Raw genomic sequence first — 5,365 nt, 5'->3', positions numbered from 1 at the left:
AAGGCCAAGGCCGAGGCTGCCGAGAAGGCCAAAGCGGAGGCCGCCGCCCAAGCCAAGGCCGAAAAAGCCGCCCAAGCTAAAGCCGAGGCGGCCGCCAAGGCCAAGGCCGAGGCTGCTGAGAAGGCCAAAGCGGAGGCCGCCGCCAAAGCCAAGGCCGAAGCTGCCGAAAAGGCGAAAGCGGAAGCCGCCGAGAAGGCCAAGGCCGAGGCTGTCGAAAAGGCGAAAGCGGAAGCTGCCGCCAAAGCTAAGGCCGACGCAGAATTAGCTGAGCTAATAAAAAAATTGCAACGAAAAGTTGAAGGAAGCTGGATTCGTCCTCCAGATGCTTCACAAGGCTTGCATTGTACGATCCTGGTCAGGTTGACCAGTGACGGGACTGTTATCGACGCGGAAGTCATTCAAAGCAGTGGCGATGAAATGTTCGACAATTCGGCGATTAATGCGGTTAACCGGGCATCGCCTTTGCCTGTCCCTAAAGATAAAGAACTTTTTGCCCAAAAATTTAGGCCGCTTAGGTTTAAATTTAATCCCAGGTAGGCTGTTACCCGTGATGAACCATGATTTTGAATATAGAGGTAATCGTATGAATTTTGTCAGGAATATCTTGTTAATCGCGCTGTGTAGCCTTAGCATTTCCGAAGGCTATGCGGAGCTCACCATTGAAGTGACGGGTGGCACTGAAAGCGCGCCACCCGTTGCGGTTGTACCGTTTGCCGCCAGCCCTGCGCCTGTGGACATCAGCGCCATCGTCAACGCCGACCTCGAGCGTAGCGGCTATTTCAAAATGATGGCGCAACAGGCCATGCAAAGCCGGCCTAGCAGCGCATCGGAAGTCAATTTCAAAGAATGGCAAGCCTTAGTGCAAGATTACTTAGTGGTTGGCAGGGCGGACAACAACGGTAGCCAATACGATGTGCAATTCCAATTGTTGGATGTCAATAAAGGCGGGCAATTGCTGGGTTACAAAATGGCCTCGTCAGCCAATGACCTGCGCCGTACCGCTCACCATATCAGCGATTTGATTTTTGAAAAACTGACTGGCAAAAAAGGTGTGTTTAGCGGCCGTATCGCTTACATCACCAGCAGCGGAAGGCAAAGCCACCAATTACAAGTTGCCGATGCCGACGGGTTCAATCCCCAAACTATCGCCTCCTCACCTGAGCCTTTAATGTCCCCGGCTTGGTCTCCCGATGGCAAGCGCATTGCCTATGTGTCCTTTGAAAGGAAATCTGCGGCCATTTATATCCAAACCTTGGCTAATGGCCAACGTGAGCGGGTGGCGGAATTTCCAGGCATCAACGGCGCCCCCTCATGGTCCCCTGATGGTACGCGCTTGGCATTGACATTATCCAAAGATGGCAACCCCGATATTTTTATTTTAAATTTAGCGACGCGTTCCTTGCTCAAGCTATCAAAAAGCACGGCCATAGATACTGAACCGGTCTGGTCACCGGATGGCAGTGCGGTTGTGTTCACTTCAGACCGGGGTGGCAAACCACAACTTTATATGGCTTCCAGCCAAGGCGGCAATGAAAAAAGGATCACCTTCTCAGGCGACTACAACGCCCGCGCCAGTTTCTCGCCCGACGGCAGAAGCCTCGCGATGGTGCACGGCAATGGCGGTAGCTACCGTATTGCCGTTATGGATATGGCGACCCGTGGCATCAGCGTATTGACCTCTGGTCCTTCTGATGAATCGCCCAGCTTCGCCCCTAATGGCAGCATGATTTTATATGCTTCGAAAAAAGGAGGCACCGGCTTCTTATCGGCGGTCTCTGTAGATGGTAAAATGCAACAAAAACTGGTATTTAATAATGGCGAAGTCCGCGAACCCGCCTGGTCACCCTAGCCACACTGGTTTTATCGAATTAATCACTTAATCTGGAAATTGACAATGAAATTGAATAACACTGTTTTAGTTTTGGCCATGAGCGCACTGCTTCTGACGGCTTGTGCTGACACTGAAGATAAAGACCCTAGCCTGCTTGACGGCAACCAAGCCGGCACGGGTATAGGCGACGCGTCAACCAACGGCCTGAACAATGGCTCGGAAATAGGCGGTTCAAATATGTATGGCTCCAATTCGGGGGATGGGGCAAGCAGCTTAGGCCCCGAATTTAGCGACCCTAGCAACCCCCTTTCCAAACGCACCATCTACTTTATGCTCGACAGCAGCCAAGTCCAGCAAGATTTCGTGGCCGTCATCGCCGCACACTCGACTTATTTGCTGGCGAACCCTTCCCAACATATCACCCTTGAAGGCCATGGCGATGAACGTGGTTCCCGCGAATACAATATCGCCCTCGGTGAGCAACGCGCAAAATCCGTCGCCAGCATGATGAAAATCCAGGGGGTTTCCGATAGCCAAATCAGTATCGTCAGTTACGGTGAAGAAAAACCGGCGGCTTTCGGTAACGATGAATCCGCTTGGGAACTCAACCGCCGTGTAGAAATTGACTATCAGGGTAAATAAATGAAAAAACGCCTCGTTATTGTGTTAGGTGCTTATTGCTGCTTTGCGGCCGATGTTTACGCCTTGCCTGAAGTCATTGACAATTCGGCATACCCGGCTTCGGCGTTACCGGCAACCAATCTCGCACCCTCCCCATCGACCAGTTCGTTGATGGAGATGACGGGGCGTTTGGAACAGCTGCAATCTGAAGTCCAGCAACTCACTGGCAAATTGGAAGAACAGTCGAATACGATAACGGAACTGAAAAAACAGCAAAAATCCATGTATGCTGATTTTGAAGAGCGCCTCCAAAGTATTGAGGCCAAATCGGCCGGCAGCGCCCAACCGCCCGCTGAAGCTACTGACGCAACATCGCCACCACCCGCCAGCCCTGAAGCCCAACAGGCGGTTACCCCTGCGGCAGCGGTAGCGGCTGCCGAAGGGGGGGCATCTGCCAACACCGCACCCGCCGCAGCAACTCCCCCGGCAGCACAGGCACAAGTTTCAGATGCCGAGAACCAAGAATACAAAGCCGCTTATCTTGCGCTAAGAAAAGGGCATACTGACGAATCCATCACGGCATTCAAGGATTATTTGGGCAAATATCCCGCCAGCGGGCTTGCCAACAATGCCCAATATTGGTTAGGCGAGGCGTATCTTGTCAATAATGACGCCGAATCGGCCCGCAATGCTTTTAACAGCGTCATTGAAAAATATCCAGGCAGCAATAAAGAACCTGACGCCTTGCTTATGCTGGGAAAAATTGAAATGGACCAAAAAAACACGGATAAGGCGCGTGAATATTTCACGCTGGTCACCACTAAATTCCCCAATTCCACCGCCGCACGATCAGCTGCAAAAAAATTGCTCTTACTTAACGTTAGCCAATAGCAGTGGGCCAAATACGCATTACCGAAATTTTTTATTCCCTGCAAGGTGAAAGCAACACGGTGGGCTTGCCCACCGTGTTCATACGCCTCACGGGCTGCCCGTTGCGTTGCGTTTATTGCGATACGGCTTACGCGTTTACAGGCGGAAAGAAGACATCCATAGCCGACATACTCAGCGAAGTCCAACAATACGGCTGCCGGCATATCACCGTTACTGGCGGTGAACCGCTAGCCCAACCCGCCTGCTTGGAATTATTAACCGAATTGGCCGATAGGGGCTATAACGTTTCCTTAGAAACCAGCGGCGCCATAGACGTATCCGGCGTTGACCCGCGGGTAGTCAAAGTCATGGACTTAAAAACCCCAAGTTCAAGCGAAATGGACAAGAACAATTACGGCAACATTGCTTACCTAACTGCGCAAGACCAAGTAAAGTTCGTTATCGGGACTGCAGAAGATTATGGGTGGTCGAAAGCCGTGCTCCAAAACCATGGGCTCGACAAACGTTGCCAAATCCTGTTTTCACCTGTCATGGGCCAACAAAACCCCACCCAATTGGCGGAACAAATCCTTCATGACCGCCTTCCGGTGCGTTTTCAAATCCAACTCCATAAACTGCTTTGGGATGATGCCCGAGGTAAATAGCCCTACATGTCAAAAAATGCAATTGTCCTGTTATCAGGCGGATTAGACTCCATCACGACCCTCGCCCTGGCCCAGCAACAAGGCTTTAGCTGCTACGCTTTAAGCTTTAATTACGGGCAACGGCACAACGCCGAACTGGTTGCCGCCGCCCATATAGCCAAAGATTACCAAGTCATCGACCATAAAATCATTAGTTTAGGGCTCGGCGCCATTGGCGGATCCGCCCTCACCGATGCCCATATCGCCGTGCCCGACACGGCGCAAGAAGGTATTCCCGTCACCTATGTGCCAGCAAGAAACACCATTTTCTTGTCATTTGCACTAGGTTGGGCCGAAGTGCTCAATCTCAAAGATATTTTTATCGGTGTTAATGCCGTCGATTATTCCGGTTACCCGGACTGCCGCCCTGAATTTATCAATGCTTTTCAAGAATTGGCCAATCTGGCCACTAAAGCGGGTGTGGAAGGTGGCCGTTTCTCCATACACACGCCCTTGATTTCCCTCAGCAAAGCAGAAATTATCAAACAAGGCACGGCGTTAGGGATCGACTACAGCCGCACCGTTTCTTGTTATTCCGCCGACCACCAAGGCCGCGCTTGCGGCGTATGCGACGCTTGCCGTTTAAGGAAAATAGGTTTTCAGGAAGCGAAAATTAAAGATCCAACAAAATATCAATAAAAATTGTTGCAAATATTATTATTATCACTATAATAGGCAATCTTTGTTGGGTCGCTAGCTCAGCCGGTAGAGCACCGCACTTTTAATGCGATGGTCATGCGTTCGAATCGCATGCGACCCACCATCAACATACTTATAAATCAAGCAGTTAGCCTTAATTGGCGACTGCTTTTTTTATGCCTGAAATTTCCTTGCGTGATTTTTGCGTGACCTGGGCATTTTTAGCCCGCATTTGCCCTTTTTAATACGGTCAGAGATACGCCGCTTTCCATTGTGCAAATACGGTTCACCGCATCAATCAATTCTTGCAGCTCTGCCGAAGAATAAGGCTATGTCACCGTTAATTATGGAATCAACCCCCCAAAGCCCTGTCTGATCAGTTAACTGCCATTTGACGAGGACAAGCCCATGATTGCCGAAGACTTTAAGGAATTGCTGTCAAGCCTGTGCGGGCTTAACCACCATCAGCGAAACGTGGCCAAGGCCGCACTTGACCGTCAAACCGACCTGCCCGAAGTCATAGAAGTGGTTGAAACCCGCTTTGAGCTGAAACCGGCTTGTCCGCATTGCGCGGGTATCCTGCTGTCGAGGTACGGCTTCGCCAGCGGCCTGCAGCGCTACCGTTGCCAAAGTTGCCGGAAAACCTTCAACGCCCTGACGGGATCGCCCTTGGCGCGGTTGCGCCATAAGCCCAAATGGC

Annotated in this window: 7 protein-coding genes and 1 tRNA gene; all 8 read left to right on the top strand. The window is 51.2% G+C overall.

All coding sequences use genetic code 11. The annotated features are described in order from the left end of the window. A partial coding sequence (tolA, locus tag METMI_RS27620; protein WP_019864102.1) for a cell envelope integrity protein TolA occupies window positions 1–537 on the top strand: 537 nt, incomplete at its 5' end. 46 nt (window positions 538–583) lie between these two features. Further along, complete coding sequence (gene tolB, locus METMI_RS0100065; protein ID WP_019864101.1) at window positions 584–1,849, top strand: Tol-Pal system beta propeller repeat protein TolB; 1,266 nt, start codon at window positions 584–586, stop codon at window positions 1,847–1,849. 45 nt (window positions 1,850–1,894) lie between these two features. Beyond that, a complete protein-coding gene (pal, locus tag METMI_RS0100060) occupies window positions 1,895–2,473 on the top strand; it encodes a peptidoglycan-associated lipoprotein Pal (RefSeq protein WP_019864100.1) in 579 nt (192 codons plus the stop codon). Next, a complete protein-coding gene (gene ybgF, locus METMI_RS0100055; protein WP_019864099.1) occupies window positions 2,474–3,343 on the top strand; it encodes a tol-pal system protein YbgF in 870 nt (289 codons plus the stop codon). It abuts the gene before it with no gap. 2 nt (window positions 3,344–3,345) lie between these two features. After that, complete coding sequence (gene queE, locus METMI_RS0100050; protein WP_019864098.1) at window positions 3,346–3,987, top strand: 7-carboxy-7-deazaguanine synthase QueE; 642 nt, start codon at window positions 3,346–3,348, stop codon at window positions 3,985–3,987. Between the two features lie 6 nt (window positions 3,988–3,993). Beyond that, window positions 3,994–4,665: a 7-cyano-7-deazaguanine synthase QueC gene (gene queC, locus METMI_RS0100045; RefSeq protein ID WP_019864097.1), complete on the top strand. Its 672-nt coding sequence runs from the start codon at window positions 3,994–3,996 to the stop codon at window positions 4,663–4,665. Between the two features lie 48 nt (window positions 4,666–4,713). After that, a tRNA-Lys gene (locus tag METMI_RS0100040) sits at window positions 4,714–4,789 on the top strand. Between the two features lie 284 nt (window positions 4,790–5,073). After that, on the top strand, window positions 5,074–5,365 hold a 292-nt coding region (locus METMI_RS22810; protein WP_040572750.1), incomplete at its 3' end, for an IS1/IS1595 family N-terminal zinc-binding domain-containing protein.

Origin of the sequence: Methylovulum miyakonense HT12 (genome assembly GCF_000384075.1) — a bacterium.
Taxonomy (GTDB): Bacteria; Pseudomonadota; Gammaproteobacteria; order Methylococcales; family Methylomonadaceae; genus Methylovulum; species Methylovulum miyakonense.
This window is presented reverse-complemented; position numbering and strand designations above follow the sequence as displayed.

Excerpts from the sequence above, each read along its gene's own strand:
- tolB (WP_019864101.1), top strand. The coding sequence starts at position 584 with ATGAATTTTGTCAGGAATATCTTGTTAATCGCGCTGTGTAGCCTTAGC.
- pal (WP_019864100.1), top strand. The coding sequence starts at position 1,895 with ATGAAATTGAATAACACTGTTTTAGTTTTGGCCATGAGCGCACTGCTT.
- ybgF (WP_019864099.1), top strand. The coding sequence starts at position 2,474 with ATGAAAAAACGCCTCGTTATTGTGTTAGGTGCTTATTGCTGCTTTGCG.
- queC (WP_019864097.1), top strand. The coding sequence starts at position 3,994 with ATGTCAAAAAATGCAATTGTCCTGTTATCAGGCGGATTAGACTCCATC.